General features: G+C 71.5%; 24 protein-coding genes. 10 read left to right on the top strand and 14 right to left on the bottom strand.

What is annotated here, in order from left to right:
• Positions 1-18: 18 nt before the first annotated feature.
• The 3 genes from ACGFML_RS14040 to ACGFML_RS14030 all read left to right on the top strand — a co-directional run bounded on the left by ACGFML_RS14040 (position 19) and on the right by ACGFML_RS14030 (position 3,164).
• Positions 19-1,899 carry an ABC transporter ATP-binding protein gene (locus ACGFML_RS14040; protein WP_393543326.1) on the top strand — a complete coding sequence of 627 codons (1,881 nt, stop codon included), beginning with the start codon at positions 19-21 and terminating at the stop codon, positions 1,897-1,899.
• 83 nt (positions 1,900-1,982) lie between these two features.
• Positions 1,983-2,390 (top strand): DoxX family protein, encoded by a 408-nt coding sequence (locus tag ACGFML_RS14035; protein ID WP_393543324.1) that lies wholly within the window; start codon positions 1,983-1,985, stop codon positions 2,388-2,390.
• Positions 2,391-2,576: 186 nt separating this feature from the next.
• Entirely contained in the window at positions 2,577-3,164 is a 588-nt protein-coding gene (locus tag ACGFML_RS14030; protein ID WP_393543322.1) for an NUDIX hydrolase, read from the top strand.
• Here ACGFML_RS14030 and ACGFML_RS14025 read toward each other — a convergent pair.
• From ACGFML_RS14025 to ACGFML_RS14005, 5 genes are all read right to left on the bottom strand, one after another.
• Positions 3,058-3,789 (bottom strand): hypothetical protein, encoded by a 732-nt coding sequence (locus tag ACGFML_RS14025; protein ID WP_393543320.1) that lies wholly within the window; start codon positions 3,787-3,789, stop codon positions 3,058-3,060. The two genes, ACGFML_RS14030 and ACGFML_RS14025, sit on opposite strands and share 107 nt — an antisense overlap.
• A 65-nt stretch (positions 3,790-3,854) precedes the next feature.
• Positions 3,855-5,234, bottom strand: a complete 1,380-nt coding sequence (locus ACGFML_RS14020; RefSeq protein WP_393543318.1) for a hypothetical protein — start codon at positions 5,232-5,234, stop codon at positions 3,855-3,857.
• A gap of 153 nt (positions 5,235-5,387) precedes the next feature.
• Positions 5,388-6,119 carry a lactate utilization protein C gene (locus ACGFML_RS14015; protein ID WP_393543316.1) on the bottom strand — a complete coding sequence of 244 codons (732 nt, stop codon included), beginning with the start codon at positions 6,117-6,119 and terminating at the stop codon, positions 5,388-5,390.
• The gene (locus ACGFML_RS14010; protein WP_393543314.1) at positions 6,116-7,615 is read right to left on the bottom strand and encodes a lactate utilization protein B; all 1,500 of its coding nucleotides are present in this window, start codon (positions 7,613-7,615) and stop codon (positions 6,116-6,118) included. The genes ACGFML_RS14015 and ACGFML_RS14010 overlap by 4 nt, the downstream gene beginning before the upstream one ends.
• Positions 7,612-8,388 (bottom strand): (Fe-S)-binding protein, encoded by a 777-nt coding sequence (locus ACGFML_RS14005; protein WP_393543312.1) that lies wholly within the window; start codon positions 8,386-8,388, stop codon positions 7,612-7,614. Before ACGFML_RS14005 ends, ACGFML_RS14010 begins: the two co-directional genes overlap by 4 nt.
• Positions 8,389-8,510: 122 nt before the next feature.
• Here ACGFML_RS14005 and ACGFML_RS14000 point away from each other — a divergent pair, with 122 nt between their 5' ends.
• On the top strand, positions 8,511-9,854 hold the full coding sequence (locus tag ACGFML_RS14000) for an MFS transporter (protein WP_393543310.1): 1,344 nt from the start codon (positions 8,511-8,513) through the stop codon (positions 9,852-9,854).
• A 447-nt stretch (positions 9,855-10,301) separates the two neighbouring features.
• Here the strand turns inward: ACGFML_RS14000 and ACGFML_RS13995 are convergent, their stop codons facing one another.
• The 7 genes from ACGFML_RS13995 to ACGFML_RS13965 form a co-directional block, all read right to left on the bottom strand.
• Complete coding sequence (locus ACGFML_RS13995) at positions 10,302-11,435, bottom strand: NAD(P)-binding domain-containing protein (RefSeq protein WP_393543308.1); 1,134 nt, start codon at positions 11,433-11,435, stop codon at positions 10,302-10,304.
• A gap of 155 nt (positions 11,436-11,590) precedes the next feature.
• Positions 11,591-12,796: an LLM class flavin-dependent oxidoreductase gene (locus ACGFML_RS13990; protein ID WP_393543306.1), complete on the bottom strand. Its 1,206-nt coding sequence runs from the start codon at positions 12,794-12,796 to the stop codon at positions 11,591-11,593.
• 1 nt (position 12,797) lies between these two features.
• Positions 12,798-13,841 (bottom strand): ABC transporter substrate-binding protein, encoded by a 1,044-nt coding sequence (locus tag ACGFML_RS13985; RefSeq protein WP_393543304.1) that lies wholly within the window; start codon positions 13,839-13,841, stop codon positions 12,798-12,800.
• On the bottom strand, positions 13,838-14,749 hold the full coding sequence (locus tag ACGFML_RS13980; RefSeq protein ID WP_393543302.1) for an ABC transporter ATP-binding protein: 912 nt from the start codon (positions 14,747-14,749) through the stop codon (positions 13,838-13,840). Before ACGFML_RS13980 ends, ACGFML_RS13985 begins: the two co-directional genes overlap by 4 nt.
• Entirely contained in the window at positions 14,722-15,624 is a 903-nt protein-coding gene (locus ACGFML_RS13975; RefSeq protein ID WP_393543300.1) for an ABC transporter permease, read from the bottom strand. Before ACGFML_RS13975 ends, ACGFML_RS13980 begins: the two co-directional genes overlap by 28 nt.
• Positions 15,625-15,779: 155 nt before the next feature.
• Complete coding sequence (locus ACGFML_RS13970) at positions 15,780-15,863, bottom strand: putative leader peptide (RefSeq protein WP_393543773.1); 84 nt, start codon at positions 15,861-15,863, stop codon at positions 15,780-15,782.
• 275 nt (positions 15,864-16,138) lie between these two features.
• Positions 16,139-16,669 (bottom strand): PadR family transcriptional regulator, encoded by a 531-nt coding sequence (locus ACGFML_RS13965; protein ID WP_393543298.1) that lies wholly within the window; start codon positions 16,667-16,669, stop codon positions 16,139-16,141.
• A gap of 101 nt (positions 16,670-16,770) precedes the next feature.
• On the opposite strand from ACGFML_RS13965, the gene ACGFML_RS13960 reads away from it, so the two are divergent.
• Positions 16,771-17,592, top strand: a complete 822-nt coding sequence (locus tag ACGFML_RS13960; protein ID WP_393543296.1) for an alpha/beta fold hydrolase — start codon at positions 16,771-16,773, stop codon at positions 17,590-17,592.
• 123 nt (positions 17,593-17,715) lie between these two features.
• On the opposite strand, the gene ACGFML_RS13955 is transcribed toward ACGFML_RS13960, so the two are convergent.
• On the bottom strand, positions 17,716-18,153 hold the full coding sequence (locus ACGFML_RS13955) for an ankyrin repeat domain-containing protein (RefSeq protein ID WP_393543294.1): 438 nt from the start codon (positions 18,151-18,153) through the stop codon (positions 17,716-17,718).
• A gap of 847 nt (positions 18,154-19,000) precedes the next feature.
• Complete coding sequence (locus tag ACGFML_RS13950; protein WP_393543293.1) at positions 19,001-19,903, bottom strand: winged helix-turn-helix domain-containing protein; 903 nt, start codon at positions 19,901-19,903, stop codon at positions 19,001-19,003.
• 326 nt (positions 19,904-20,229) lie between these two features.
• Between ACGFML_RS13950 and ACGFML_RS13945 the strand changes: the two genes are divergently transcribed.
• From ACGFML_RS13945 to ACGFML_RS13925, 5 genes are all read left to right on the top strand, one after another.
• Positions 20,230-20,652 (top strand): YjbQ family protein, encoded by a 423-nt coding sequence (locus tag ACGFML_RS13945; RefSeq protein ID WP_393543291.1) that lies wholly within the window; start codon positions 20,230-20,232, stop codon positions 20,650-20,652.
• A gap of 150 nt (positions 20,653-20,802) precedes the next feature.
• Positions 20,803-21,567, top strand: a complete 765-nt coding sequence (locus tag ACGFML_RS13940; RefSeq protein ID WP_393543289.1) for a recombinase family protein — start codon at positions 20,803-20,805, stop codon at positions 21,565-21,567.
• 193 nt (positions 21,568-21,760) lie between these two features.
• On the top strand, positions 21,761-22,411 hold the full coding sequence (locus ACGFML_RS13935; protein ID WP_393543771.1) for a Crp/Fnr family transcriptional regulator: 651 nt from the start codon (positions 21,761-21,763) through the stop codon (positions 22,409-22,411).
• Between the two features lie 130 nt (positions 22,412-22,541).
• The gene (locus ACGFML_RS13930) at positions 22,542-23,399 is read left to right on the top strand and encodes a hypothetical protein (RefSeq protein ID WP_393543287.1); all 858 of its coding nucleotides are present in this window, start codon (positions 22,542-22,544) and stop codon (positions 23,397-23,399) included.
• Positions 23,396-25,504, top strand: coding sequence for a hypothetical protein (locus ACGFML_RS13925; protein ID WP_393543285.1), 2,109 nt, complete (start codon positions 23,396-23,398; stop codon positions 25,502-25,504). The genes ACGFML_RS13930 and ACGFML_RS13925 overlap by 4 nt, the downstream gene beginning before the upstream one ends.
• The last annotated feature ends 37 nt before the right edge of the window (positions 25,505-25,541 follow it).

The raw sequence follows: 25,541 nt of genomic DNA, 5'->3' as shown, positions 1-25,541 counted from the left end.
CCCCTCCCGAAGGAGCCCATGCGCAGCGACGAACCTCAGTGGACCGCACCGCCCAAGGACCCGGAGGCGCCGGTCCCACTGCGGCGGATCCTCACGCTCTTCCGCCCCTACCGCGCCCGGCTGACCCTGGTCGGCCTGCTCGTCGGGGCCTCCTCCCTCGTCTCGGTCGCCTCGCCGTTCCTCCTGCGCGAGATCCTCGACGTCGCCATCCCCGGCCGACGCACCGGACTGCTCACCCTCCTCGCCCTCGGCATGATCGCCACGGCCGTGACCACCAGCGTCTTCGGCGTCCTGCAGACCCTGGTGTCCACCACCGTCGGCCAGCGCGTCATGCACGATCTGCGCACCGCCGTCTACGCCAAGCTCCAGCGGATGCCGCTGGCCTTCTTCACCCGCACCCGCACCGGCGAGGTCCAGTCCCGGATCGCCAACGACATCGGCGGCATGCAGGCGACGGTCACCTCCACCGCGACGTCCCTGGTCTCCAACCTGACCTCCGTGGTCGCCACCGTCGTCGCCATGGTCGCCCTCGACTGGCGGCTGACCGTCGTCTCCCTCGTCCTGCTCCCGCTCTTCGTCTGGATCAGCCGCCGGGTCGGCAACGAACGCAAGAAGATCACCACTCAGCGGCAGAAGCAGATGGCGTCGATGTCCGCGATGGTCACCGAATCGCTGTCGGTCAGTGGCATCCTGCTCGGCCGCACGATGGGCCGCGCCGACTCGCTCACCAAGAACTTCGCCGACGAGTCCGAGCGCCTCGTCGACCTCGAGGTCCGTGCCAACATGGCCGGCCGCTGGCGGATGGCCACCATCGGCATCGTCATGGCCGCGATGCCCGCGATGATCTACTGGGCGGCCGGCCTGGTCCTCCGGTTCGGCGGCCCGACGTTCTCCCTCGGCACCCTGGTCGCCTTCGTCTCGCTGCAGCAGGGCCTGCTCCGCCCGACCGTCTCCCTGCTGTCCACCGGCGTGCAGATGCAGACCTCCCTCGCCCTCTTCCAGCGCATCTTCGAATACCTCGACCTGCCGGTCGCCATCACCGAGCCCGCCGAGCCGGTGCACCTCCCGGCCCCGCGCGGCGAGATCCGCTTCGAGAACGTGACGTTCTGCTACGACCCCGAGGCGGCCCCGACCCTCGACGGCATCGATCTGACCGTCCCCGCCGGCGGCAGCCTCGCCGTCGTCGGCCCCACCGGCAGCGGCAAGAGCACCCTGAGCTATCTGGTGCCCCGGCTGTACGACGTCACCGCGGGCCGGGTCACGCTGGACGGCGAGGACGTCCGCGCGCTCACCTTCGACACCCTCGCCCGCTCGGTCGGTGTCGTCTCCCAGGAGACCTACCTCTTCCACGCCTCGGTCGCCGACAACCTGCGCTTCGCCAAGCCGGACGCCACCGACGACGAACTGGTCCGCGCCGCCCGGGCCGCCCAGATCCACGACCACATCGCCGCCCTGCCCGACGGCTACGACACCCTCGTCGGTGAGCGCGGCTACCGCTTCTCCGGCGGCGAGAAGCAGCGCCTGGCCATCGCCCGCACCATCCTGCGCGACCCGCCCGTTCTCGTGCTGGACGAGGCCACCAGCGCCCTGGACACCCGCACCGAACACGCCGTCCAGCAGGCGATCGACGCCCTGACCCGGGGCCGCACCACGCTCACCATCGCGCACCGCCTCTCCACCGTCCGCGACGCCGACCAGATCGTCGTCCTGGACGCCGGCCGGATCGCCGAACGCGGCACCCACGACGCACTGCTCGCCGCCGACGGACGCTATGCGGCCCTGCTGCGCCGCGACGCCCAGCGCACACCGGCCGAGGCGCACGACGCCACCCGCCCGGAGGCCGACGAGCGTGACGCACACCTCACACCCGTCGGCGATCAGGTGATGACCGCTAAGTGACCCGCGGGTAAGGTCATCCTCGCGGCGGCCAGTTCACTGGTCGGGGCGGCCGCCGCACCCTTTCATCGATCCGGGAGGTCTCCGTGGCAGCCAACGATCGTTCCGCTCTCCTGCTGGCCAAGCTGCTCGCGGGAGCCGGGGTCGCCCACTTCCTCGTCCCGCGGCCGTTCGACACCATGGTGCCCCGGCGCCTGCCCGGCACCCCGCGCACCTGGACCTACGTCAGCGGCGCCGCCGAACTCGCCGTGGCCGCCGCCATCGCCGTGCCCCGTACCCGCCGGGCCGGCGCCCTGGCCGCCGCGGGCCTCTTCGCCGGAGTCTTCCCGGCCAACGTCAAGATGGCCCACGACTGGCGCCACCGCTCCGCGCCTCTCAAGGCCCTCGCCTACGGACGCCTGCCCGCCCAGGCGCCGCTCATCGGCTGGGCCCTGCGCACCGCCCGCACGGCCTCCCGCGACACCCTGCCCGCACCGCAGGGGCAACGCCCGTAAGCTCCCGCCGCGCGGGCACCGCACGCACGCCAGGCGAATGCCACCGGCACGCCACCTTGCCGCCCTTCGCGCACCACTGCATCGGCTGCGGGCCTGCCGGAGCCGGTCCGCCCACGGGCCTTCGCCGGTACGGTGGACATCCGCATCGGGCCCAGGAGCCCGTCCTCCCGGAACGCGAGATGTCTGATGAATCAGCCCGCAGCTCACACCTACCTGGCCGCGGCCGTGGTGGTGCACCACGCGCGCGTGTTGATCGTGCGCCGTAGCTACAACGAACGCTTTCTGCCCGGCGCGTGGGGCGTGCCGTGCGGCAAGCTCGATCGCGGGGAGTCCGCCCGCAACGGCGCCCTGCGCGAGCTCAAGGAGGAGACCGGTCTCCTCGGCACCATCGTCGCCCACACCGGCTCGTCGACGTTCCTGAGTACGTATCAGGGGCGGCGCGTCCGCAACCACCAGGAGAACTTCGCCGTCCGCCCGCTGACCCTGGACGTCGTGCTGCCCAGCGCGGACCAGGCCTACCTCTGGGCCCGGCCCGCCGAGCTCGCCGGCATCGGGGTGGACGCCTACAACCTCGATGTGATCCGGCAGGCCCTCGGCGGCCGGCTGGACGCGTCCGGCTTCCGGGCCCCGGCCACGCTCGGGCCCCTGCGCCTCGCACCGAACGGCATCAATAGCCCAAAGAGCTCGCCAGAGCGTCGAGTTCGGCGAGATACACACCCGTCGCCAGTGGCGTCTTGGACGGCGGATCCGGCCGCTCGGCGCCGCCGGTCCTGACGTGGACATCGGTCACCGCGCGCTGAGCGGCGGTCTCCAGGAACAGCGTCACGGTCGCCTCCTCGCTCACCACGCGATGCAGCGCCCGGGCTCCGAGGCAGTAGCTGCTCCCCGCGCCGTACCGGTCGTCGCGCACCGGCCGCAGCCGCGCCGGCCCGATCCGCCGCAGCCGCCACGCACCGCCGGGGCCGTCGATGGTCTCGCGGTAGGCGACCGTGGGCACGACGTCCGCGGGCAGGGCGTCCTCGGGCCCGCCGATCGCGACCGGCTCGTAGCACTGCATCCGGACCCGTCCGCGCACCACCGCCGAGGCGATGGCGCAGCGGTGGTTGTGGATGTCCTCGGGCACCGGACCCGTCCCGCCGTGCCAGAGATGGACCCGCAGCATGAAGTGCGGGGTCCCGTCGAGCAGCAACAGCTTGTCGAATCCCAGGACATGGCGGTACGAGAGGCCGGTGCAGCCGGCGAGGTCCGTGCCGCCCGCGGATAATCGGCGCAGCAGCGGGCCGAGCGCGTCCGGGCGGGCCAGCCGGGCGACCGCGTCCCGCGCCGCCTCGGGCGACGGGGGCCGCGGCCCGCCGCCCAGCCGGTCCGCCAGCAGCCACCGCGCATCCTCGACCTGCATGCGTGCCTCCCCTTCACTGCCGCCGGCCCTCGGAGGTCCCGGCGTACCCGAATCCGGCCGTGGCGTCACGGCCGGTGCACCATCAGCGCATGCCGGCGCAGCACCGACAGGCCCTGATAGGCCATCCACACCGGGTGTCCCATGGGTCCGTCGTCCCACCGCCACACCCCGCCGCGCTGCATGCCGTGGACCCGCGCCACGGCGGCGGACAGCTGCGACTGCCAGGCCACCACCCCGACCCCGTCCGCCGCGACCCGCCCGGCCCCGTCCGTCATCAGCGCCCGCGCCACCCAGGCCGCCCCGAAGTGGCGTACGGAAAGCAGCTCTTGATGGAGCGGATCCTCCCGGCCCGGCCGGCGCACCTCTTCCTGACAGTTCTCCAGATCCGGCACCCCGCCCGCCAGCAACCAGCGCAGCCCCTCCTCGCGCACCGCACGCTGCCGCTCGTCCTCGCCCAGCACCCGCGCCGCCCGGTCGAGCGTCACGACCGCCCGCGCGGTGTGCACCGCGGACGGTGCCGGATTGCCGCGCCCGGTGGCCAGCGCCGCGCCCCAGCAGCGGTGGTTGCCGCGGAGGGGATCGGCGGTGGCGCCGTTCACCAGGACATCGCGCAGTCCGGCGAGCGCGGCCGACCCCGGCGCGGCGCGCAGCAGCCCGCGCAGGACGTTCGTGACCACATAGGTGTTGGCCAGCCCCGACGCGTCGTGCTGCGAGTCCAGCAGGACCTCGCAGGAGCGGACCTCCGACTCCAGCAGCCGGGGGTCGGCCCCGGCACGCGCCAGCGCGCCCAGCACGATCGCCGTCACCTCGGGACGCGCCCCGCCGCCCTGGGAACGCGCGGCCCAGCCGCCGCCGGGCAGCCGCAGCCGCCACAGCGTCTCGGCGACCTCACCGGCGCGGACACGGCCGTCGAGCGGGGCGATGTCCAGCAGCAGATGCAGGCCGTAGGCCGTACCGAACGCCGTCGGATGCACCGGTGGATCGCTCTCCGCCAGGGAGTGCGGCCACCCGGTGAGCGGCCCGCGCCCGGGCACATCGATCACCGACAGGCCGCGCCGCAGCGCTTCGTACGCACCGTCCATCAGCTCCGGCAACGGACCGGTCGGCGACGATGCGTGCGACGCCGGTTGCGCGCCGACCGCGGCGCGGGCGTGCAGCAGGGCGGCCGCCAGCCAGACCACCGCGCCCGCCCCGACCCCGGCCGTGGCCGCCACGGAATAGCGCGCCACCTCGCCCGCCAACTGCTCCGGCAGGATCCCGAGCAGTGTCTGGAAGACCGCGAACGCCGCGGCCGGCGCGCCCAGTCGCCCGAGCCAGGTGAGCAGCCGGGAGGGAGTGGAGAGGGGCGGTGAATCCGGCGCCGCCGGCGATGCCGCCCCGCGAGCCCGCGGGGGCGTCCCGCCGCCCGTGCGGGGCCCCGGTGGCCGTACGCGCTGCCGCAGCATGATCCGCTCCCTCCCCCCGGACGGCGCCACCCCGCACCGCATGCGCGGGGCATGGCAACCCGATCAGTGTAGAAGTCCCCACCGACAGCGGGGTCGCACACCTGTCCCGGCCCGCGCGGGCGGCGGACCCACGTGGGGAGGGGATCCCGCCGACTAGGCAGGATCCGACTCCGATTCCGACTCCGAGTCCGACTCCGAGTCCGACTCCGCATCCGGATCCGATTCCGGGGGCCGGGCCGCCTCGTCCGCCAGCAGGATCACCTCCAGCGTGCGCGGCCCGTGCACCCCCTCGACCCGGTCGAGTTCGATGTCGCTGGTCGCGGACGGGCCGGAGATCCAGGTCAGCGGCCGGCTCGGGGACAGCCGCGGCAACGCCTGCGGCACCGAGTCGACGACCTGGTCCGGGACGCGGACCACGCAGAGGTGATGGTCCGGTACCAGCGTGATCCGCCGCCTGCCCTGGTCGGGTCCCGCGTCCAGCACCAGGGTGCCGGTCTCCGCGACGGCCACCGCACAGCCCGTCACCACACTGTCCACGGCGTCCAGTTCCCGGGCCGTGGTCGACGCACGGTCGGGCACACAGGTCACCTCGGCGGCGGCCGTCCACGACGCCGGAACGCCCGGCGGGACCACCACCGTCCGTGCCCCGCGCTCCGCCAGCAGCCGGGCGATCAGCGCCGGCAGCCCCGCGGCGGTGCAGCGGTGCACCACCGCCCGGTAGTCCGCGAGGTTCTCGGCGAGCAGATCGACGCGCTGCCCGGCCGTTCGGGCGCCGTGCACCCGCAGGTAGTCGCGCACCACCGGTGGGCCGCCCGGCCGCTCGTCGCCCGGCACATCCGCCAGGGCCCGCCGGACCCGCCCCAACACCTCGTCGCGGCTGCTCACTTGCCGGCTCCTCGCTGCTCCGACGACGGTGTGTCCGTACCGCGGGTGCGCTGCCACCAGTCGCGGAAGGACTCGGCCGGCACGGTCGGCAGATCGCGAGTGTCCGACCAGGCACGCCCCGGCCCCGGCAGCCGTCGCGGATGCAGCCGCCGGGTACGGGCCGCCAGCCGCATCCCGGCGCGCAGCAGCCCGGGGTGGTCGAAGGCCCAGCCGGCCGCGCGCATCGCGGCGCGTTCCGCGGCATGCCCCCTGGCCGGCCTGAGGACCGTACGCACCCCGTCGCGGGTCACCGGTCCGCCCGTCACCACCCGCTCTCGCAGATGCACCAGCACCTCCGGGATGTCGATGGCCACCGGGCACACCTCGTAGCAGGCCCCGCACAGCGACGAGGCGTAGGGCAGCGACGCCTCCAGCGAGCCGGACACGCCGCGCAGTTGGGGTGTGATGATGGCGCCGATCGGGCCGGGGTAGGGCGAGCCGTACGCGTGTCCGCCGGCCCGCTCGTACACCGGGCAGACGTTCAGGCAGGCCGAGCAGCGGATGCAGCGCAGCGCCTGGCGCCCCACGGTGTCGGCGAGGGTGTCGGTGCGTCCGTTGTCGAGGAGGACGAGATGGAAGGTCTGCGGACCGTCGCCGTCGGTGGTCCCCGTCCAGGTGGAGGTGTAGGGGTTCATCCGCTCCGCGGTGGACGAGCGGGGCAGCAGCTGTAGGAAGATCTCCAGGTCCTGCCATGTGGGAACGGCCTTCTCGATGCCCACGACCGAGATCAGGGTCTCCGGCAGGGTCAGGCACATCCGGCCGTTGCCCTCGGACTCGACGACCACCAGGGTGCCGGTCTCGGCCACCATGAAGTTGGCGCCGGAGATGCCGACCTTCGCCGCGAGGAACTTCTCCCGCAGATGCAGCCGTGCGGCCTCCGCCAGATCGGCGGGCGAGTCGGACAGGCCCTCCGGCGCCGGGCGGCCCCAACGCCCCATCTCCCGCCGGAAGATGTCGCGGATCTCGGAGCGGTTGCGGTGGATCGCCGGGACGAGGATGTGCGACGGCAGATCGTCGCCGAGCTGCACGATCAGCTCCGCCAGGTCCGTCTCGTACGCGCGGATCCCGGCCTCGGCGAGGGCCTCGTTCAGCCCGATCTCCTGCGTCGCCATCGACTTGACCTTGACCACCTCCCGCTCGCCGGTCTCCCGGACCAGCCGGGTGACGATGCGGTTGGCCTCGTCGGCGTCCGCCGCCCAGTGGACGTGCCCGCCCGCCCGGGTCACCGCCGCCTCCAACTGCACCAGATAGTCGTCGAGATGGCGCAGCGTGCGGTCCTTGACGGCCGCGCCCGCGGCCCGCAGCCGGTCCCAGTCGTCCAGCTCGGCGACGGCCTTGGCCCGCTTGTCGCGGATGGTGTGCGTGGCGTGGGTGAGATTGGCGCGCAGTCGGGTGTCCCGCGTGGAGGCCGCCGCGGCCTCGGGGAAGGCGGGCATGCCCAGATAGGTGCCGCTCATCGGGCACTCCCTTCCGTCCCGGCCCGCGTACCGTCCTCCGTAGCGGCCAGGATCTCGGCGATGTGGACCGGGCGGACCGGGGAGCCCTGGCGGGCGAGGGTGCCGCCGATGTGCAGCAGACAGGAGTTGTCGACCGTGCAGACGGCTTCCGCGCCGGTCCCGGTGATGTGGCGGACCTTGTCGGCGCCCATCGCCGAGGAGACCGCCGGGTTCTTCACCGCGAAGGTGCCGCCGAAGCCGCAGCACTCCTCGGCACCGGGCAGCTCGCGCAGCTCCAGCCCCTTGACGTGGGAGAGCAGCCGCCGCGGGCGGTCGCCCAGGCCCAACATCCGCAGGCCGTGACACGTGGGGTGGTAGGTGACGGTGTGCGGGTAGCAGGCGCCGACGTCCTCCACCTTCAGCACATCGACCAGGAACTCGGTCAGCTCGTACGTCTTGGGCACCGCCAGCGCCGCCGCGGCGACGAGCTCCCGGCCGCGTCCCTCGGCGGCTGCCTTGGCGCCGATCCGCGGATAGTTGTCGCGCACCATGGCCGCGCAGGAGCCGGACGGGGTGACGACGTACTCGTAGTCCTTGAAGGCCCGGTGGAAGCGGTGTACCAGCGGCTCGGTGGCGTGCCGGTAGCCGGTGTTGAACTGCGGCTGCCCGCAGCAGGACTGCTCCTGGGGGAAGTCGACGTCCACCCCCAGCCGCTCCAGAAGGGTGACCACCGCCTGCCCCGTCCGGGGATGGAGCATGTCGTTGATACAGGTGACGAACAGTGCTACGCGCACGTTGCCATCTCCTTTCGGCCGCCGCGAGCTCTGGCGGCCACCCGCCTCACCGGTACATGATCACCTGTCGGATCATCCTGCCCCAGGAGCGGGCTCAGGAGAAGAACCGGGAGCGGAGGACCATGCCGAGCGCACAGGACATAGCAGAGGGCCGGACGGCCGGCGGCGGGCGCCCGCCGTCGCGACTGCGGCAGCTGGCCGCCGCCTCGGTGGGCAACGCCGTCGAGTGGTACGACTGGTACGCGTACTCCTTCCTGGCGGCCTACTTCGCCGAACAGGTCTTCCCCAAGGGCAGCGGCAACTCCCTGGTGCCGCTGCTGTCCACCTTCGCGGTCTTCGCGGTCGGCTTCTTCATGCGGCCGGTCGGCGGGCTGCTGCTGGGCGCGGTGGCCGACCGTCGTGGCCGGCGGACCGCGCTGACGCTGACCATCCTGCTGATGGGCGGCGGCAGCCTGCTGGTGGCGCTCACCCCGACCTATGCGAGCGCCGGCGTGCTGGCCCCCGTGGTCCTGGTGATCGCCCGTCTGGTGCAGGGGCTGTCGGTGGGCGGGGAGTTCGCCGCCTCCACGACCTTCCTCGTCGAGTCGGCGGGGCCCGGCAGGCGCGGCCTGTTCTCCAGCTTCCAGTACGTCTCCACGAGCATCGGCCAGCTGCTGGCCTCGGGGACCGCCGCGCTGCTCGCCGGGCAGCTCAGTGAGGGACAGATGGGGCAGTGGGGCTGGCGGGTGGCGTTCCTGGTGGGCGCGGTGCTGAGCCTGCTGGGACTGTGGATCCGCCGAGGGGCGCAGGAGACCCTTCCCCAGGCTCACGACTCCGTCCGAGCAGAGGAGACCCCGGGTGCCGACCGGAAGGCAGCCGCGCGGCCCGGCCTCTTCGAGGCGCTGCGCCGCTATCCCCGGCAGTCCCTGCGGATCTGCGGCGTCACCGTGGGCGGCACGATCGCCTACTACACCTGGACCACCTATCTGCCGACCTACGCACAGGTCAACGCCGGCTTCGACAAGGGGGAATCGCTCACCGTCGGCACCATCTCGCTGGCGTTCTTCGCCCTGTTGCAGCCGCTGGGCGGTCTGCTCTCCGACCGGATCGGCCGCAAGCCGCTGCTGCTGGGCTTCTCCCTGGGCTTCGCGGTCCTGGCGGTGCCGCTGCTGCACCTGGTCTCCGACGCCTGGGCGTCACTGCTGCTGGTGCAGTGTGCGGGCATGGTGCTGCTGACGGGCTATACGTCGATCGCCGCGGCGGTGAACGCCGAGCTCTTCCCCGCACGGGTGCGGGCGGCCGGTATCGGCTTCCCCTACTCCCTCACCGTGGCCCTCTTCGGCGGCACGGCCCCGTATGTCGGTACGTGGTTCAAGCAGGCCGGGCACGCCGGGCTGTTCCCCTGGTACGTGGCCGTGCTGTGCCTGGTGTCGTTCGGCGTCTATCTGACGCTGCCGGAGACGTCCCGGCAGAAGCTGGACAAGTAGCCCCCACGCAGAGCGCCGCCCCTCCCGGGACAGGGAGGGGCGGCGCTGTGTACGAGGTCCGTCAGACGAGCCAACCCACGAAGTGGACGACGCCGGCGAGCAGGTTGGTGAGGAAGTTCATCTGGCTCTGTCTCCTTGAGCAAGTCGTGCAAGTTTGCGTTGTGGGACCAACTCTCCGGCCCAGCAAGGGATGTCGACCGGAGGCGCGGTAACGGTCTGCAGCCCGTCGCTTGCGCCCCGTAAGCATCGCCCGATGTGTCGCGCCCCCGGAAGCCCTTCCGGTATCGACCACACTTTCTGACGAACACTCGGTCCCACGTTCGCTTGTTCCCACAAGGGGTACGGGTGGGAGTGCCCTTTGTGTCCCGGGGCGCCGGGGCGCCGGGGCGCCGGGGTGCCGGGGCGCTGAGGTGCTCCCCCTGTCGTCGGCCCCCTGCGCGGCGGCCCTCAGCTGCCGTCGGTGGCCGGCTCCCGGTCCAGCAGCCGCCCGATCTCCCGCACCGCCGCCCGGCCCGCGCGCCCCGCGCCGATGGTGCTCGCCGACGGCCCGTAGCCGACGAGGTGCACCCGCGCGTCGCGGAGGGCGCGGGTGCCGGCCATCCGGATGCCGCCGCCCGGCTCGCGCAGCTTCAGCGGGGCGAGGTGGTCGATGGCGGCGCGGAAGCCGGTGGCGTAGAGCAGGACGTCCGCCGCGACGGCGTGTCCGTCCGGCCAGACCACCCCGCCGGGTGTGATCCGCTCGAAGAGCGGCAGCCGCTCCAGCACCCCGCTCGCCCGGGCCGCCCGGATCGCCTCCGTCATCGGCAGTCCGGTCACGCTCACCACACTGCGCGGCGGCAGCCCCTGCCGGACCCGTTCCTCGACGAGCGCGACGGCGGCCCGGCCTTCGTCCGCGCCGAACGGGCCCTCCCGGAACACGGGCGGCCGGCGCGTCACCCAGGTCGTGGCCGCCGCCACCGGGGCGATCTCCAACAGCTGCTGTACTGCCGAGGTGCCGCCGCCGATCACCACCACCCGCGCGCCCCGGAACGCCTCTGGGCCGCCGTACTGCGCGCTGTGCACCTGCCGCCCGCCGAACGTCTCCCGGCCCGGGAGGTGCGGCCAGAACGGCCGGTCCCAGGTGCCGGTCGCATTGATCAGGGCGCGTGGCGCGTAGGCACCCTCGGACGTCTCGACCAGCAGCCGCCCTCCCCCAACCGCTCCGACGGGCTCCGCCCAGGGGGGACCCGCACCGGCGTCGCGTACCGCCAGCACGCTCACCGGCCGGTGCACCCGCAGCCCGAAGGTCTGCTCGTAGCTGTCGAAGTAGCCCCCGATCACCTCGGACGACGGGCGGTCCCCGGCGGCGCCGGTCAGCTCCATCCCCGGCAGCGCGTGCATGCCGTGGACCCTGTCGTACGTCAGGGTGGGCCACCGGAACTGCCAGGCGCCGCCGGGGCGCGGCGAGTGGTCGAGGACGACGAAGTCCCGGTCCGGTGTGTGGCCGGTGCGCCGCAGGTGGAAGGCGGCGGCCAGGCCCGCCTGCCCGGCACCGACCACCAGCACTTCGATGTCCGTGGCGCGCCCGCCGCTGTCGTTCATGCCCGGGTCAACCAGCGACGGGCCGCGAGTCTTCCCGGACGGACGGCTGCGGCCCAGGTCGTGCCGGTGGCCTCCTCCGCGGACGAGCGGAGGAGGCCCACGAAGGGGACGGGCCGTGGCCGGGGGAGGGGCGCCCCGGCCACCCGCCGTGGGTGTCAGCGACCACCCGCCACCAGCAGCGGTGCCCCGCCCGGTGCCGACGCCGGGCGGCCGTTGGCGGCCGGTACGCCCGCCACCGGCGACGGGACGGCGTCCAGCAGCCCGCGCGCGGCGAGTTCGGGCCGTACGCCTTCCCCGAACCAGTACGCCTCCTCCAGGTGCGGGTAGCCGGAGAACACGAAGTGTTCGACGCCCAGCGCGTGGTACTCCTCGATCCGGTCGGCCACCTCGGCGTGGCTGCCCACCAGCGCGGTGCCCGCCCCGCCGCGTACCAGGCCGACGCCCGCCCACAGGTTGGGCGAGATCTCCAGCTTGTCGCGCGAGCCGCCGTGCAGCGCCAGCATCCGCTGCTGACCCACCGACTCGCTCTTGCCCAGGGCCTGCTGCGCGGCCGCAACCGTCTCCGGGTCGAGGTCGTCGAGCAGCCGCCCGGCCGTCGCCCACGCCTCCTTCGAGGAGTCCCGCGAGATCGTGTGCAGCCGGATGCCGAACCGGACCGTACGCCCCTCCTTCTCCGCGAGCCCACGGATCCAGTCGATCTTCTGCTTGACCTGCTCGGGCGGCTCGCCCCAGGTCAGGTAGACATCCACGTTCCGGGCCGCGACCGGCCCCGCGGCCGGTGACGAGCCGCCGAAGAAGATCTGCGGCAGCGGGTCCGGCGGCAGCGCCGTCAGGCCGCCCTCGACCTGGTAGTGCTCGCCCCGGAAGTCGAACGGAGCCCCGCCCCAGACGCCCCGGACGATCTGGAGGAACTCATCCGTACGCGCGTAGCGCCGGTCGTGGTCGAGTGAGTCCCCGAACCGCTTCTGCTCGGTGGAGTCACCGCCGGTGACCACATTCAGCAGCAACCGCCCGCGCGAGATCCGCTGATACGTCGCCGCCATCTGCGCCGCCAGCACCGGTGAGATCACCCCGGGACGGAAGGCGACCAGGAACTTCAGCCGCTCGGTGACCTGCGTGAGCGCCACCGTCGTCAGCCACGCGTCCTCGCACCACGTCCCGGTCGGCGTGAGCACCGCCTCGAACCCCAACTGCTCGGCGGCCTTGGCGATTTGGGCCAGATACTCGATGTCCGGCGCCCGGACCCCGCTGACCGGCGTGATGCGGTCCCGACGCACTCCGCCGTCGGTGTACGCGTGCCGGTCGACGAGGGTGCGCCCGTCGCCGCCGGTCGGCAGGAACCAATGCAGGTGTACGGACATGTCAGCCGGCCTTTCCATAGGTGCGGGGCGCCGTGCTCGAAGGAGGCAGATCGCCGTTGAAGCGCGGGTCGACGAACGACCCGAAGTCGAAGGAGCGGGGAATGAGCTTGAGCGAGGCGAAGGTGTCGACGATCTTCTGCTCGGAGGCGATCGCGGCCTTGTCCACGGCGACCGACACGGCGGTGCCCCGGGTCCGCTTGACCGCGTCCAGCGCCACCTTCCGTGGCAGTCCGGTCTCCTTGGCCCATGCCGTCGCCCAGGCGTCCGGGTGCTTGAAGACCCAGTTCTGCGCCCGCCGCAGCCGGTCGACGTAGTCCTTGAGCACCGCGGACTTCTTCTTGTCGGCCAGCGCCGCAGGCGCGGCGACCTGGAAGCTCAGTCCGTTGACGGTGCCCTGGCCGGTGGTCAGCACCCGGGCATCGGCCTGGTCGAGCGCCTGCGAGGTGTAGGGGTCCCACACCGCCCAGGCGTCCACCTTGCCCCGGGAGAAGGCGGCGAGCGCGTCGGCCGGCTGAAGGTAGTTGAGCGTGACGTCCTTGGTGGACAGCCCGGCCTTCTTCAGCGCGGCGACCAGCTGGTAGTTCGCCGAGCTGCCCTGCGCCACGGCGATGGACCTGCCCTTCAGGTCGGCCGGTCGCTTGAGCGGCGAGCCCTTCTTCACCAGGACCGCCTCGCCGTGGGCGCTGCTGTGCGTCCCTGCGATCACCTTGATCTTCGAGTGCGCGGCCGCGGCGAACACCGGTGGTGTGTTCCCGACTCCGCCGACGTCGACGGCCCCGGCGTTCACCGCCTCCAACAGCGGCGGTCCGGAGGTGAACGTCGACCACTTGATCTTGTACGGAAGGTGGTCCAGCTCCCCGGCGGCCCGCAGAACGGCCTCCCAACCTCCCTTCTGATCGCCGACGTTGAGGGTCACCGACCCCTTCCCGTCGGTCCCGCTGCCGGTTCCGCCCGACGCGCCGCCGGCCCGCGGACCGCCACCGCATCCGGCCAGCACCAGGGTCAGCGGGAGCAGGAGGGCGGGGGTGAGGTGCCGTGGTCTCATGGGTTTTCCGTTCTGTGCTGAGAGTGATCGGGCCGGGCTGTGAGGTCGGTGGCAGCGGTGGGGCCGGCCGGCGAAGCGGACGACGTCCCGGCGCCGGACGCCTGCTCGTCCGCCGTGCGCGAGGCGGCGGCTCCGCTGCGGGGCGCCGCCCCGCCGTTCCGCGGCCCCGCCTCCGTCTCGTCGACGCCCAGCCGGTCGAGGAGGCGGGCGCGCAGCGCGGCGAAGCGCGGGTCGGAGACCTCGCGCGGCCGGGGCAGGTCCACCTCGGTCTCGTACGCGATCCGGCCGCCCTCCATCACCAGCGCACGGTCGGCGAGCAGCAGCGCCTCCTCCACGTCATGCGTGACCAGCAGCACCGCGCAGCCGCGTTCCTGCCAGAGCTCGGCCACCAGCCGCTGGGCCTTGATCCGGGTCAGTGCGTCGAGCGCGCCGAACGGCTCGTCGAGCAACAGCAGATCGGGCTCGCGCACCAGCGCACGGGCGAGCGACGCACGCTGCGCCTCGCCCCCGGAGAGCGTCTTCGGCCAGGCATCCGCCCGGTGGCCGAGCCCGACCTCCGCCAGCGCCCGCACCGCCGCGTCGCGTTCCGGCCGCCCGGGCAGCCCGAGGAGCACATTGCGCCAGACCCGCTTCCACGGCATCAGCCGCGGAGCCTGGAACGCCACCGCCTTGCGGCGCGGCACCAGCACCTCGCCCTCGATCTCCCGGTCGAGCCCGGCCAGCACCCGCAGCAGCGTCGACTTGCCGCAGCCGCTGCGGCCCAGCAGCGCCACGAACTCGCCCGGCCTGAGCGTCAGGTGAAGACCGTCGATGACGGCCCGCCCGTCGAAGGAGCGCACCAGCCCGTCGACCTCCACGGCGGTGCCGGTGTCCGCCGGGCTCACTGCCCCGTGAATGTCGGTCGCCATTGCAGCAACAGCCTTTCCAGTGTGCGGACGACGAAGTCGGCGATGAGCCCGAGGATCGCGTAGACGACGAGGCACACCACGATCACATCGGTACGGAAGAACTCGCGGGCCTGGTTCATCAGGAAGCCGAGCCCGTCATCGGCGTTGACCTGCTCGCCGAAGACCAGGGCGAGCCAGGCGGTGGCCAGCGAGTAGCGCAGCCCGGTCATGGCGCCGGGCAGGGCGCCCGGCAGCACCACGTGCCGGATCAGTCCCCACCGGCTCAGCCCCAGGGACGTCCCTGCCTCCACCAACTGGGCGTCCACGCCGCGAATCCCGGCATACACGTTGAGATACAGATGGAAGGCGACACCGAGGGAGATCAACGCGATCTTGGGTGCCTCGCCGATGCCCAACCAGATGATGAACAGCGGAATCACGCCCACCCAGGGGATGGACCGCAGCATCTGCACCGTGGCGTCGACCAGGTCCTCACCGAGTCGCGAGAGCCCCGAGGCGAGCGCCAGCGCGATACCGGCCACGCCGCCCAACAGCAGCCCGACGGCGACCCGTTGGAGCGACACCAGCATCGCCGAGGGCAGGGTCCCGTCCGCGAGCAGATCGCCGGCGGTGGTGGCGATGGTGCCGGGCGACGCCAGCTGATCCGCGGGCAGTGCACCGGTCGCACTGAGCACCTGCCACAGCACGAGCAGTCCGACCGGCCCCGCCGCACGGCGCAGCCAGCGCGGCACCGGCCGGCGACGGCCGGAAACGGGCACGACGCGGGCGAGTTCGGGGGAGGCGGGCAACGCCGCGGACGGTGCAGCCTCGACATTCCCTGCATTCTTGGTGATATCGGGCGGGGCGTGGCCGGGTACGGCCTGGTCGAGTGTCATGGGAGCTCCACGGACAGGAGAGGGTGCGCCGCGGCCGCCGGCCGGGAGGCGGCGACACAGGGGCGGAAAGAGCGAGCGGAGACCGGAGGGCACCGGCGAAGAGCGCTACCTACGGGGCGACGAACCCGTCAGAGGGGTGCGCGGGTGGGGTCGCGTCAGCGGCCGCGGCGACACGCGGCGGAGGCCACCCGCAACAGGTCGATGTGACCGCGCGTGGTGAGCTGGGCTGACTTGGACATGTCGCCGAACGTAGCGGTGCGTTCCGAGCAGGGTCAAACGCCGTCTCGGCTGATGGACCTTTGTTGCACGCGTATTGCGGGGGCCCGCGCGGGGCGCGGAGACCTGCGCGGGTGGATGCGGCGTCGGAGGCGCCGGCCGGTGTGCCGGCGCTGTCCTTCCCCGGCGGGTACCGGGTCAGAGTTCTTTGGCCGACCGTGTGATCACAGGCATCGGGGGGCGCGGGTACTACGGGACCCTCGGATCCGCACGACGGCCGCTCCACCCTTCTCGGGCTCTAGGAGTCGCCTGCCAGCTCTCCGACGGTGCGCTCCAGCCAGGCGCGGTCGGCCTTGCTGGTGGCGTCGGCGAGTTGGAGCATGCCGCGGCGGAAGCGGTCGGTCATGTCGCGGACGCGCAGCGGGCGGCCGTCCTCGTAGAAGTAGCTGCCGGGCTCGTCCATGAAGGCGAGGCGGCGGCGCAGGACGCGGGCCTGGTCGGCGGGATTGGGCAGCTGGCCGAGGAAGGCGAGCAGGACGAAGAAGGAGTTGCGGTCGGTGATCTCGAGGTCGGTGGGCTCGCGTAGTCGGCGCCTGAGTTCTGCGCGGCCGGATTCGGTGAGGGTGAGGACCTGGCGGGGTGTGGCGCGTTCGCCGGGTTCGGTGTGGCGGGTGAGGTGCCCGGCGGCCTCCAGGCGCTTGACGGCGGGGTAGAGGGCGCCGTCGCTCACGGGGCGCACATGGCCGCTGAGGCCGGAGATGCGGGCGCGCAGGTCGTACGCGTGAAGGGGGTCCTCGTTGAGAAATCCGAGGATGCAGAGGGTGAGCACCGGGCCTCCGAGGTGCGTACTTCGCGGTCGTCGTGGTTGTCCAGAGTAGCCGCGCCTCCACTCATGCCTCGAATAGAGATAACTCTGTTAGAGTCAAAGTCATGACGATGGCCACCACGCGGTATTTCCGCACCCCGGACGGCATCCGGCTCGCCCACCTCGACCTGGGCGGCACCGGCCGCCCCGTCCTCGCCCTGCACGGTGCCTATGGGCGCGGCCGCTCCATGCTCGGACTCGCCGACCATCTCGGACCCGAATACCGGCTCATCGCGCTCGACCAGCGCGGCCACGGCCTCTCCGACCACCCCGACGACTACGGGCGAGAGGGCTACGTCGCCGACGCGGCCGCGTTCGTCGAACACCTCGGACTCGGTCCGGTCGCCATCGTCGGACACTCACTCGGAGGCATCACCGCGTACCAACTGGCCGCACGGCGACCGGAACTGGTTGCGGCGGTGGTCGTGGTGGACTTTCCGGCGGAGTACCGGGCACCGATCGGCGACGATCAGCTGGGCGCACTGCCGACGCACTTCCCGAGCATGCGGGCGATGCTGGACGCGCTCGCGTCCATGGACGAGCCCCGGCACTTCACCGAGAGCGCGGTGGAGGAGCCGGAGGGCTGGCGGTTCCTGTGGCGGGCGGAGGAGATACACGCCGCCAAGGTCGCCGTCCGAGGCGACTGGTGGGACGACTTCATCGCCGCCGAGCAACCGCTGATGGTGGTGCGGGGCGGACGCAGCACGGTCGTCCCGCACCAGCACGCAGAGGAGATGGTCCGCCTCCGACCTGGCACGGAAGTCGTGACGATCGACGGGCACCACGACTTCTACATCACGCACCAGGAAGAACTGGGCGCAACCGTAAGGGAATTCCTCGACCGCGCGACCGCCGGGCACCCGGGACCCGTTCTTGGTGACGAGTGACGACCCCTGCCACCGCCGGCCGGGAGCGCTTGAGAGCCCGGCCTGCCAAGCCCGGCCTTCTAGGGCCTGCGGCGCAGGTGGCTCTTGGGCCGGCAATGGGATTCGTGACGACGAACGGCGCTGCTACGTGGTCCCCCTGCTGGCGGTTGCGCCCGCCGAGGTGAGAAGTTCGACGGTTTCAGGATGGGGGCCTTCGTTGGCCCAGTCCAGCGGGGAGCGGCCCGTTCCGTGGTCTTCGCGCCGGTTGGGATCGGCGCCGTGTGCCAACAGTTCGCGCACCGTTTCGGTGTGTCCCCAGCACGCGGCTGCGCACAGCGGAGTGCCCTCCGAGCCGAATCCGCCGCTGCTCTCGGTGTCGGGGGAGGCACCGGCCTTGAGGAGCAGGCGGGCGATATCCGCTTCTCCGGTGACGGATGCCAGATACAGAGGCGTAGTCCCCTCGCCGTACAGCTTGTTGGGGTCGATCCCGGCCCGCAGAACAGTTTTCACGCGGGCGGTGTCACCTGCCAGGATCTCATGGAAGAGATGACGAGAGAGCTTCTTCTGCCGCCGTTGGTTCATGAGGGCCGAGGTTAGCGACTGAGCACGTGGCGGCGCCAGTTGTATCCACTCGTTGACGGCTGCGACCAGCACGGTTACCGGGTACGAACTGCGGACGCACCGATTCCGGGCCGCGTGGTTGCGCCTCACGACCCATGAGGCAGTAACCACCCGGATTGGGTCCCGGGCGTGGCCGTGCTGTGAGTGCGGGGGAGCGGTGCACGGCACGGGGTACGGATGTGGAACCCGCCGGCCCGGCGGAAGTGGTCGAAGCGGCGCTGTCCGCCGCGCGCTATCGGCTCGTCCACCAAGCGAGTCCGCTACCGGTGGCCGTGGTGACCAGCGTGATCAACCACCCTGGGATGCGGTGAATTATCAGATGCACTCCTCCGCAGCGCAGTTCGAACTGTGGAGGTCTCGGTTTCTTCTCAACCCGCTGACTCATAGGGGTAGTCAAGCACCTTCGACCCCATCGCCGTCGTGGACCGTTTGTGTACAAAACCGGGGGTGGAACTTTGCCACATTGGCCAGCGGTGGCTCCGGTGCAGGTGAGGCGAGCGCCCTCCACCTCCGCTTTTCCGGGATCGTGACCGGTCCGGTGGGGGCTGTCTCTGCTCCCCCGCTCGACAGGAGGCGACACGCTTCGTGCCGGCGACACGCTTCATGCTCGGACCCCCCGTGAAACCGCGATTTCGCCGAATGGCCTCGGTGTGCCGTTCCGGTCCCAGACGATGTGTGGGCGGGGGCGCCACCACCCCGCCCACCGCGTCGCCCGGCGAATCCGGTCAGGTCCGAGTTCGCCGCCCGACTCGCCAGTCGGCCAGGTCCGCCATGGCGGACCTACCGGGTGAGCCGGCATCGCGTGACCTCACTCGTCCAGTCCCTCCAACTCCCTCAGGAGCGCGTCCGCATGGTCCCGCGCCGCCTTCACCTCGTCCCTGAACGTCTGCCGCTGCTTCGGGGTGAGGACGCGAAGAGAGGCCGTGGAGAACACGGCCATGCCCTGGTCGATGCGCTTGGCGAGCGTCACGAGCTGGTGACCGGTGGTCTTGCCCTTGGCGGCCTGCCCGGCCGCGGCATCGGCCGTCTGTGAAACCTCGGTCAGTGCCTTGGCGGCCTTTCTCCCCAGTCCGGCCCGCTGCCCTCGGGTCAGCTCCTCCACGCCGAACTCCGGCCACAGGGCCTTGGGCACCCGCTCCCGCTTGCGGTCCTCCAAGTGGTGGAGGACCGCCCGCTGTGCCGGCCTGTCCACCCCCAGGTCCTGGTACAGCAGGGCGGCCAGGGCCTGGTACTCGCGGGACTGGCCGTTCCAGTCGAGGTGCCCCTTGTGCTGGAACATCTCGCGCATGTCCATCAGCTTGACGGACAGCGCACGCTTGGCCTCTGTCGCCCGGCCCTCCGCTGCCACCCAGGCCCGGCCCAGCTCCCGGCCCTCCTGGTACGCCTGCGCCACCTCTGGCCGCTTGAGGGCGCGTTCCGCGTCGGGGTCGATGTGCTCCGTGATCACGCGCCCCGACAGAACCTCGGGTGCTTCCCGGCTGGCCGGTACCGCGACTGTTCTCGTCGGCGGGATGACATAGCCGCCGGCATCTCCCGGCTGCACCGAGCCCTGGTCCCGCAAGACCTCCAGCGCCTTGGTGACCGTCGCGCGGGACACCTCGTACGTGTGCGCCAAGTCGACGATGTCAGGCAGCGCTTCGCCCGGATCCCCTCCCTTGATCGCATGACGAATCCGGTCCGCGACCTGCTCGTACTTGGTTGTCCTGGGCATCTGGCCCTCCCCTGGAATCGCCGCGGAACCACCGTAGCGCCGGTATGCGCGATCCGGCTCCACTTTCCGAAAGGGTCCCGACGGTCAGAACATGTTCCGACCGGCGGGACCCCAACCCTTCGACGCCCGAGGCCGTTTCCGGCGGAGTCCTCCGGCATCGGGGCGGGTCGTCGTCATGCTGCCGGGCGTCGTCCTCGGCGCCTGACCGGCCGAACGGAGCGGCGACGGGCCGACGCACGTGCGTGCCGCACAGGGGCGGTTCACACCCGACGTCGCGCCCCGCCGTGGTCCACGCGCGCATCTCGCGTGTCTGGCAGGATCGAAGCATGGCTGAGACCTTCATGACGCGAGTGATCGACGTGCGGACCGGTTCAGATGAGACGGTCTACGACCTGACCCGGGAGTGTGCGTCCTTCCTGAGGGACATGGCCCGAGGCCGGGACGGACTGCTGAACGTCTTCACCCCCCACGCCACGATGGGCGTGGCACTCCTGGAGACGGGAGCGGGAAGTGATGAGGACCTGCTGGCCGCTCTCGGTGACCTGCTCCCGGCGGATGATCGGTGGCGACACCGGCACGGAAGCCCTGGCCACGGTCGCGACCATGTGCTGCCGGCGCTTGTTCCGCCGCACGCCACACTCCCGGTGGTGGGGGGCGAACTGGCCCTCGGCACCTGGCAGTCGGTGTGCCTGGTGGACACCAACATCTCTAATGTCAACCGTCAGGTTCGGCTGAGCTTCCTGGGCTGACCAAGATCGTCCTGGGGTGGCCGCGCATTCTCCGTACCCTGCGTTCCCGAAACGGAGAAGTCTTGCGCGGTACGGACCTGGACATGATCGAACGACCCTCTGACGGATGTGGAACGTGCCTGCTCGGCATGTGGAAAGTGCCTGCTCGGCGTGCTGCGGCTGTCCCGTATGAAGCCGGCCGCGTCGTCCCCGGAGCGTCAACGGGAGGACGTTCCGACTGCCGCAGCATCTGTCGGCGGGCACATCGTCGGCTGGGCCGACGACTGGGAGGCATCGGGAGCTCCGGACCCGGTCACCCGGCCCAAGCTCGGCCGTGGCTTCGTGGCGAGCGGTTGCCATATGGCGGCCCTCGTCGCCGCAGCGGTGGACCGGCTCGGCCGCACCGTCGTGGACTGCCAGAGCACTGGCTACAAGATGTGTGACGAGGGAAAGCTGCTCGTCAGGTATGGCCACGACGGCCCCTGGGAGCTCAACGACGCCACCGACGAGAACCGCTTCACCATGGAGGCGTGGGGTGCCCGGATGGCACTGCGCGCCATCCAGCGCCGGAATCGAAGCGCCACCGTCAAGACGCGTGCTGCCAGCAGGACGGCCCAAGGGGAAATCGTCGAACGGTTTCCGCTATGTCCGGGTGGTGATGGGCGGCAAGATCGACCAGGCGGATACAAACGGGAACAATCCGAACCGAAAGGTGAGATCGAGCTTCCTGGGGTGACCTTGGGACTGGTCATTCCCTGGAGGGCCTGGTCCGGGTGGCGGCTCTCGTGCGCTCTCGGGGGCCACGGCTGGGGGTCGGACACTCGCCGTGTCGGTTTGCTTGGTGGGGCGACGCCCACGGTGTCCTACCTGCCCACGTGCCTTTGTCGGCGCCAGGAGGACGCGCTCAACTGGGGCGCTCTGGTTTGTGTGCCATAGGCTCGATGCGCAGGGTGTGAAAGGAAGACTTCGCTGAAGTACCGTGGAGTGAAGCGGCTTTGGGGGAGTGTGGGTGGATACCGACAGCGTGGTCAACCCGGTGTCGGGGCAGCCGGGACCAGCGGCCGCCCCCGCGGAGTCCGAGCCCAAGAGGCCGTCACGAGCCAGCAGGCTCGACGATCAAGTTCCGTTCCTGGCCCGGTTGGAGCACCAGGAGCGGGTCGGGCTGCTGGAGCTGGGCCGGCCCATGAAGTACAGCCCGCGGTCCGTCCTGGTGCATCAGGACGAACCGTCCACCCACGTGATGGTCATCCTCGCCGGCTGGACCAAGGTCATCCACTCCGCGGCCAACGGCTATGAAGCTCTGCTCGCCCTGCGGGGGCCGGGCGACATCGTCGGTGAGGCCTCCGCAGTCAGCGGCCGCTCGCGCTCGGCGACGGTCGCCGCACTCGGAAAGGTCGAGGCCGTCACGATCGAGCGTGGCAGATTCCTGGACCATCTCGCGGAGTTCCCGGCTACTGCCCTCCAACTGCTCAGCCTCATTGGGGACCGGACACAGGCCAGCGACCGGCGACGCGTGGAGCAAGGAGCGCTCGGGGTTCGTGAGCGGTTGTCGCTCCTGATCCTGGAGCTGTCGCGCACACACGGGGTGCAGGATGCGGAGGGGGTGCGCCTGACCACCGGTCTCAGCCAGCACGAGCTGGCAGGCGCGGTCGGAGCCTCCCGCGAGGCGGTGGCCAGGCTTCTGAAAGAGCTACGGGAACGCGACATCGTCCGCACCAGCCGTAGAGGACTGGTCATCGTCCGCCCGGACCTGCTGCGCCGGATTGGGGGCGGCGAATAGCCGACGGCCCTGCAGTGGGGGCAAGTTGTGTGCCATCGGCTACAGACGCTGTGTGCAGCTGTTCCTTTTCCGCTGTCAGACCCCTACGAGATAGTGCTCCGGATTGAGCCCGACCATCCGAGAGGCACCTATGACTCTGGCCCTGACAGAACCCGTCAACCGCACCATTCTGCTGCTGGACATCGAGGACTTCAGCCCACGGGGCGATGTGGTGCAGGCCTGCCTGCGCCGGGAACTGCACAACGTGGTGGAGGACACCCTGGCTGAGGCGGGTGTCGAGAGGAATATGCAGTACCGCGAGGACCGCGGGGACGGCCTGATCGTGCTGGTCAGCGCCGATATCCCGAAAACTGTGCTCCTCCGGGCCCTGTTGACGACCACCCCGGATGCGTTGTGCCAGTACAACCGGCTGGCATCGAGCAGTGCCCAGATGCGGCTGCGGATGGTACTGGCCGCAGGGGAGGTCGCCTTCGACCCGAAGCAGGGCACGGTCGGCGGGCTCGTCGGCCACGACCTCAACCAGTCCTGCCGGCTGCTCGATGCCGACGCCCTGCGCGAAGGGCTCGCGCAGCGGGACGCGGACTGTGTGCTGGCGGTGTCGTCCCCCGTCTACGAAGGGGTGGTCCGCCACGGACACCGCGGACTGCGCCCGGAGGAGTTCCACCACGCCGCGGTGGCCGTGAAGAAGGACCGGCTCGACCTGTGGCTGCACGATCCGCTCCCGCACGTCACCACCGTCCCTGCCCCGGGACCCGCGCCCGCCGGGCGCGGCGGCGGGGGTACGCACAATGATGCCGCCGGCCAGGCTCCCACGGCGCCTGTCTCAACGCCTGCGAGCACCGGGGCGGCATTCGCGTTCAACGGCGGGACCGTGTCGGTCGGCGGCAGCCAGATCAACGGCGATCAGACCGGGGTCAGCGGCGGCCACGTCACCGGGGACGTGGTCATGGGTTCTGTCCGGCACGAGGGCCGGAGCGAGCAGGCATGAGCGATCAGCCTGGTGACAAGCAGGCGGATCGCTCCCGGGACGACACCGACCCGACGGCCGACCAGCAGGAGCGGACCAACGACGAGCACACCGAGGCGGAGGACGACCGCCCGCAGGACCCCTGGGCGGCGCGGCGCGAGCTGTACGAGCACGTACCGGCCGCGGTCAGCGGCAGCCTGGTCGGCGGCGATCAGATCGGGGTCAGCGGGGGCAGCGTCGCGGGCGACGTCGTTCTCGGCACGAAGGTGGAGCACCACTACCGTATCGGTGCCGCCCCCCACACCTCCGGAGACATCCCCTCGTCCGAACTCGACCAACTTGCGATGGAGTTCGCCGGTTACGAGGAACTCGTGCACCCCCTGCGCGACCAGCTGCGCGAGAAGCGGGTACTCGTGCTGTACGGCGCGCCCTTCACCGGCCGCCGCAGCGCTGCCCTGATGCTGCTGCGCTCCCTGGACGCCGTGCCCGTACGCGCCGTCGACCCCAACACCCCGCCGACCGCGCTGAAGGACGAGGTGAATAGCGATTCGCACGGCTACCTCGTGAGCGACCTGGTGACGGGCAGGGAGAACCCACTGCGCGACATCGACCTGTGGGCCCTGCGGGACGCCCTCCGGGAGAAGGACGCCTATCTGGTCATCACCGTCGACCTGTTCGCGACCCTGCGGGGCGTCGACCCCGTCCCATGGGTGCCTCCGTCGCCCCAGGCTGTGCTCCGGTCACACCTGCACGCCCTGGTGGACGACCCTCGGAGGGAGCGCGAGCTGCTGGCTCTGGAACTCTCTCAGGAGTTCCTCGACCGGCACGACCACCAGCTGCGGGAGGCGGCGGCGTTCGCGAAGGCACTGGCCGAACACGCGGACGGCACGACTACTCGGGAGGAGCTGGCGAACGTCGGCCCGAGGCTGGTCCGGGAGCAGGTCCGGGAATGGTTCGGGGATGATGACGAGACCCAGCTTCGGGACAAGGCGTTCCTCATCTCCCTGGCAGCGTTCGACGAGGCGGCTTACGCCCTGACCGCGGAGCTCAGCGACACCCTGTACGCGCAGTTCCAGAGAACGGAGGACGCCGGGAGGGAGCCCCAGGTCGGTATCTTCGGGACGTCCATCACCAAACGCCTGCGCCTGGCCCGAGCTGTCGAGTACTGGAGGGAGGAGCACACCGAGTGGGGCCCCGTGCGCCAGCGCGTGGCCCGATTCCAGGAGCCCAGAACCTCTGTCGAGGTCCTTCGCGAGGTCTGGACGAGCCACCCCTCCGCGCGGCCTGCTCTGCTCGCGTGGCTCCGTCAGCTCGCACAGGACGGCCGACCGCTGGTGCGTGCCCGCGCGGCGGTGACCGCCGCGGTGCTCGCCCAGACCGACTTGCCCTCGGCGATGGCCCTGCTCATCGAGGGCTGGGCGAAGTCGAAGCTCTACCGCGATTGCCTCGTCGCCGCCAACGCCCTCGCGACGGCGCACGCCGTCGGCGCCCCGAACATCCCGCCGATCCTGCGTTCCTGGTGCGAGGAGGATGCCGGACCACGGCTTCGCTGGACAGCCATCAGGGCCTACGCTCTGGTGGGCCCCAGGATGCCTGACGAAGCGCTGAAGGCGTTGGCGAAGGCCGCCCGCACCGGGGACGACGAGCAGGAAGCGCAGCACATCGCCGAGTCCGCCGCGCTGCTGTTGAGCGACGAATCGGCATCGGTGCGCAGCCGGGTGCTGCGGGGCCTGCTCGAACTCCTCCGGGACGGACCTTCCGACCGTCGGTTGGCACTGCACGCGTTTGTCCTGGCCTGCGCGCGCGCCGACAGCCGGCTGTTGTTGCGGTGGCACGCGGAGGCCGCCTCAACGGGCCCGGCCGAGGACGCACGGTGGCTGTCCCTGCTCTGGCAGACCGCCCTGGGTGATCTGCGGTACACGGCCGATGCGTTGAAGGCCCTGGCCGGATGGGTCCTCGATGCGAACGGCGATCCTCAGGCCGAGCGGGAACTGGCGATGCTGTTTCCGATGCTTGTCGGCACCGACGAGGACCGTAAGCGCCTCGATCACATGCTCGGGTCGCTGCGCGACCGGCGCGGGGGCGGCCCGCCCGCGGTGGCCCATCGCCTGATGGCCGTGCTGTAAGCCGCCGCCTCTCGTATGCGGCCACGGGCCGCGAAAT

The organism is Streptomyces sp. NPDC048650, from assembly GCF_043199095.1.
GTDB lineage: Bacteria > Actinomycetota > Actinomycetes > Streptomycetales > Streptomycetaceae > Streptomyces.
The sequence above is the reverse complement of the archived record's forward strand: the minus strand, read 5'-3'. Positions and strand labels throughout refer to the sequence as shown.

Bases quoted from the DNA above. Each gene is read 5' to 3' on its own strand.
- ACGFML_RS13990 (WP_393543306.1), bottom strand. From the start codon at position 12,796: ATGTCCGTACACCTGCATTGGTTCCTGCCGACCGGCGGCGACGGGCGC.
- ACGFML_RS13930 (WP_393543287.1), top strand. From the start codon at position 22,542: ATGACTCTGGCCCTGACAGAACCCGTCAACCGCACCATTCTGCTGCTG.
- ACGFML_RS14040 (WP_393543326.1), top strand. From the start codon at position 19: ATGCGCAGCGACGAACCTCAGTGGACCGCACCGCCCAAGGACCCGGAG.
- ACGFML_RS14025 (WP_393543320.1), bottom strand. From the start codon at position 3,789: ATGCAGGTCGAGGATGCGCGGTGGCTGCTGGCGGACCGGCTGGGCGGC.
- ACGFML_RS13925 (WP_393543285.1), top strand. From the start codon at position 23,396: ATGAGCGATCAGCCTGGTGACAAGCAGGCGGATCGCTCCCGGGACGAC.
- ACGFML_RS14000 (WP_393543310.1), top strand. From the start codon at position 8,511: ATGCCGAGCGCACAGGACATAGCAGAGGGCCGGACGGCCGGCGGCGGG.
- ACGFML_RS13970 (WP_393543773.1), bottom strand. From the start codon at position 15,863: ATGTCCAAGTCAGCCCAGCTCACCACGCGCGGTCACATCGACCTGTTG.
- ACGFML_RS13945 (WP_393543291.1), top strand. From the start codon at position 20,230: ATGGCTGAGACCTTCATGACGCGAGTGATCGACGTGCGGACCGGTTCA.
- ACGFML_RS13950 (WP_393543293.1), bottom strand. From the start codon at position 19,903: ATGCCCAGGACAACCAAGTACGAGCAGGTCGCGGACCGGATTCGTCAT.
- ACGFML_RS14020 (WP_393543318.1), bottom strand. From the start codon at position 5,234: ATGCTGCGGCAGCGCGTACGGCCACCGGGGCCCCGCACGGGCGGCGGG.
- ACGFML_RS14010 (WP_393543314.1), bottom strand. From the start codon at position 7,615: ATGAGCGGCACCTATCTGGGCATGCCCGCCTTCCCCGAGGCCGCGGCG.
- ACGFML_RS13980 (WP_393543302.1), bottom strand. From the start codon at position 14,749: ATGGCGACCGACATTCACGGGGCAGTGAGCCCGGCGGACACCGGCACC.
- ACGFML_RS13975 (WP_393543300.1), bottom strand. From the start codon at position 15,624: ATGACACTCGACCAGGCCGTACCCGGCCACGCCCCGCCCGATATCACC.
- ACGFML_RS13995 (WP_393543308.1), bottom strand. From the start codon at position 11,435: ATGAACGACAGCGGCGGGCGCGCCACGGACATCGAAGTGCTGGTGGTC.
- ACGFML_RS13985 (WP_393543304.1), bottom strand. From the start codon at position 13,841: ATGAGACCACGGCACCTCACCCCCGCCCTCCTGCTCCCGCTGACCCTG.
- ACGFML_RS13955 (WP_393543294.1), bottom strand. From the start codon at position 18,153: ATGAACCAACGGCGGCAGAAGAAGCTCTCTCGTCATCTCTTCCATGAG.
- ACGFML_RS14030 (WP_393543322.1), top strand. From the start codon at position 2,577: ATGAATCAGCCCGCAGCTCACACCTACCTGGCCGCGGCCGTGGTGGTG.
- ACGFML_RS13960 (WP_393543296.1), top strand. From the start codon at position 16,771: ATGACGATGGCCACCACGCGGTATTTCCGCACCCCGGACGGCATCCGG.